Source organism: Candidatus Afararchaeum irisae (assembly GCA_034190545.1).
Taxonomy (GTDB): domain Archaea; phylum Halobacteriota; class Halobacteria; order Halobacteriales; family Afararchaeaceae; genus Afararchaeum; species Afararchaeum irisae.
In genome coordinates this window covers 1-2966 of the sequence record JAXIOF010000017.1, presented here as the reverse complement: position 1 = coordinate 2966, position 2966 = coordinate 1, and the positions used below count along the sequence as shown (strand labels likewise).

The following is a 2966-nucleotide window of genomic DNA, read 5'->3' as shown; positions in this document are numbered from 1 at the left end:
GTATGAGTATCCTCGGCTTTCCGTCTTCTTCTGTCGAGTCTCGGCTCATCCGTTTACCCCCTTCAGAGTCACGTCCCTTCCATAAATAATGTACCATACTCCCGCACCGACCGTAACCGCGACTCCGACAGCCTGTGAGAGAGGCTGCATGAAGAGTATGAGACCGAAGCTCAGCACACCTCCTACGACAGGAAGAACCGGATACGCAGGCGCGGTATAGTCGGGACTGTACCAGTCGGGGTTCCGGCGTCTAAGGGGGATTAGAACGAAACACATCAGCCCGTACATCACGAGATGTAAGAAGGACGCGACCTCAGCCAGAAGCTCGACCTCTCCGACTGCGACGAGAAAGACGATGGGTCCTCCCGAGAGCATGAGAGAGATATGCGGGGTGTTGTACTTCCGGTTGAGCTTCCCAGCCTTCGAGGGTAGTAGCTTGTCACGGCTGAGGGCGTAGACCATCCTCGAAGCCCCGAGTATCGAGGCGTTCGCACTCGAAACCGTGGCGAGGAGCCCCGCGAAGGTCAGCGCAACGGCACCACCTTTTCCGAGAGATCCCCGTGCGACTTCGACTATCGCGGTCTCACCAAGTCTCGAAAGTTCTTAACTTCCCGTGAGGCTAGTCGTGACGAAGACCGTGAGGACATAGAGTACGCCGACCAGGAGTACGCTCCCGACCATCGCACGGGGTAGGTTCTTACTCGGCTCCTTTATGTCTCCGGCTACAGTGGCGATCTGTGCGAAGCCGAGGTACGAGGTGAAGACAAGTGCCGCGGTCTCAAATATGGGGAAGTAGCCGTAGGGTGCGAACTCCTCGGGAACAGTCGCAGTCCCGAAGACCCCGAACGAGTCGAGGAGCGCGTAGCCGAGGAAGATGCTGAGTATCATGAGGAGGACAGTTACGACTCCGTTCTGGAGGTCACCCGTCTTCTCCGTGCCGGTTATGCTCAGAGCCGTGAGAAAGACGCCGACGACGACAGCCATGACCTCGGATCCGACACTCACCCCAACCCCGAGTTCAGAGAGCGTCGACAGTGCGTAGCTTCCGAATCCGACGAGGTAAAACGACGACGCGAATATGAGACCTGTCCAGACTCCTATACCTATAAGAGCACCCGCGGGAGCTCCGAATCCCCGCGAGATGAAGTAGTAGCCTCCGCCGCTCTTCGGCATCGCTGTCGCGAGCTCTGAGGTCGGGAGAGCGACGAGAAGGGCAATCACAGCACCGATTCCGAAGGAAGCCGCCGCGGCGACACCTGCCCTCCCAGCAGCAAGACCCGGGAAGACGAATATTCCCGCTCCGACCATCGTCCCGACTCCTATCGCCAGAGCACCCCCGAGACTCAGAGTTCGCTCTAGCTCTCCCTGGTCGTCGTTCCCCGGTATCTGTGTAGCCATCTATATCCGAATCGGTCTTCGCGGGTTAAAGTCCTTCGTCTACCGACTTCTATACTTCACACGTGTCGACGCCGAGAAGTGAGTAGAGCCAGCAGCTCCTCGTGAACGCGGTTCCGAGCATCATTATAGCGACTATGCCGAGTATCGGCGAGAGTATCATCGGAAGGCTCTGTACCATTCCTCCGAGCATCGCCAACGAGACGACTCCCGCGACGGCACCGATTACTATACGTACTATACTGTCGGCTTTCCCCACGTTTTGCTCCATAGTACGTGTCTACAGTCTTGAATACAATAATAGTTAGGGCGAAAAGCCAGGACAGGTCGAAAGCTATAACTTGAGCACCGGAATAAGTTGAGACGGAGGGCGCGTAGCTCAGTTTGGACAGAGCATCGGACTTCTAATCCGACGGCCGGGGGTTCAAATCCCTCCGCGCCCGTCCACCGCAATCTCGCTGGATCAGATAGAGCCATCCAAAGCATGGCTCACACATCCACGCAGAAATTGGCTCTGTGGTATCCCGAAAACGAAGTTTTCGAGGGAATCGGTGGCGATGGCGCGATACCATCATTCCTCCGCGCCCGTTCCTCTTCTCAGTTCTTCCCAGCGAACGACTTAGCCAGCTCGACGGCTATCCTCGGCTTCGATGGCTTGACCTGTGTCTCGTAGAGTATCTCGGGTCTCTCGTATATCCTCTCGGCTGTCCATTTATAAAGCCTCGACGAGAGTATGACGGGAACCCTGACCCTGTAAGGTATGTAGCCGAAGCCGTCCTCGGCTTTCTCCTGCCAGTTCCAGTACCTCTCGATCTGTCGACGCATGAACTCCCTGAAGGAGTCTGTCTTCGACATCGCCTCGTCCTCGGTGAGACTCTTGAGACCGTACCTCTCGATCTCCTCACTCGGCATATACCTCCTTCCCATCTGTCGGTCTTCCTCTATGTCACGTATGAAGTTACAGTACTGCATCGATCTCCCCAGCATTCTGGCGTTGTGGCTAGCCTCGGGGCTCAGACCGAGTATACGGCACATCATCAGACCGATGACCTCGGCGGAGCCGTATATGTACTCGAGCGTCTCGTCAAGAGTCTCGTACCCCGACTTGGTCAAGTCGGTCTCCATCGAGTCGAGGAAAGCCTTGACCCACCGTCTCTCGAAGCCGTTGTCACGTGCGACCCTCAGAAAGAGGTCGACGGTCTTGTTCCCCGACTCCCCCGACTCCCAGTTGTCGAAGGTCATACGTCGGAACTCCAAGAGAGACTCTCTGTCCTGGGGCATCTCGTCTACGAAGTCGTCGGCGGTTCTGACATACGCGTAGAGCCTGAAGACGTCCCTTCTGACGTCGGACGGGAAAAAGAGGCTACTGTAGTAGTACGAGGTCGAGTTCTGACTAAAGGTTCTCCTTATCTCGGGGTCTATCTCTGACATCTGGTGTCCTGGTTAGGCGCGGAGGAGTCCCTGGTCTTCGTGTCGGTTTTGACGGCTTGTTCCCCGGTGTACTCTCGCGGCAGAAGTCCCTGCTGGCTCGTGTCGGATGTATTTACACAAGGAGATTCCTCTGTGTATTA

The 2966-nt window shown here is 56.4% G+C and carries 2 protein-coding genes, 1 tRNA gene and 1 pseudogene; 1 reads left to right on the top strand and 3 read right to left on the bottom strand.

Going from position 1 to position 2966, the window contains the following annotated elements; genetic code table 11:
* Nucleotides 1-45: 45 nt before the first annotated feature.
* Together SV253_02705 and SV253_02700 are read right to left on the bottom strand one after the other, a co-directional pair.
* Nucleotides 46-1362, bottom strand: a pseudogene (locus SV253_02705) (APC family permease).
* 85 nt (nucleotides 1363-1447) lie between these two features.
* The gene (locus tag SV253_02700; GenBank protein MDY6774980.1) at nucleotides 1448-1666 is read right to left on the bottom strand and encodes a DUF2892 domain-containing protein; all 219 of its coding nucleotides are present in this window, start codon (nucleotides 1664-1666) and stop codon (nucleotides 1448-1450) included.
* Between the two features lie 97 nt (nucleotides 1667-1763).
* On the opposite strand from SV253_02700, the gene SV253_02695 reads away from it, so the two are divergent.
* Nucleotides 1764-1838, top strand: a tRNA-Arg gene (locus tag SV253_02695).
* A gap of 154 nt (nucleotides 1839-1992) precedes the next feature.
* Here SV253_02695 and SV253_02690 read toward each other — a convergent pair.
* Nucleotides 1993-2826: a phytoene/squalene synthase family protein gene (locus tag SV253_02690; GenBank protein ID MDY6774979.1), complete on the bottom strand. Its 834-nt coding sequence runs from the start codon at nucleotides 2824-2826 to the stop codon at nucleotides 1993-1995.
* Nucleotides 2827-2966 lie beyond the last annotated feature (140 nt).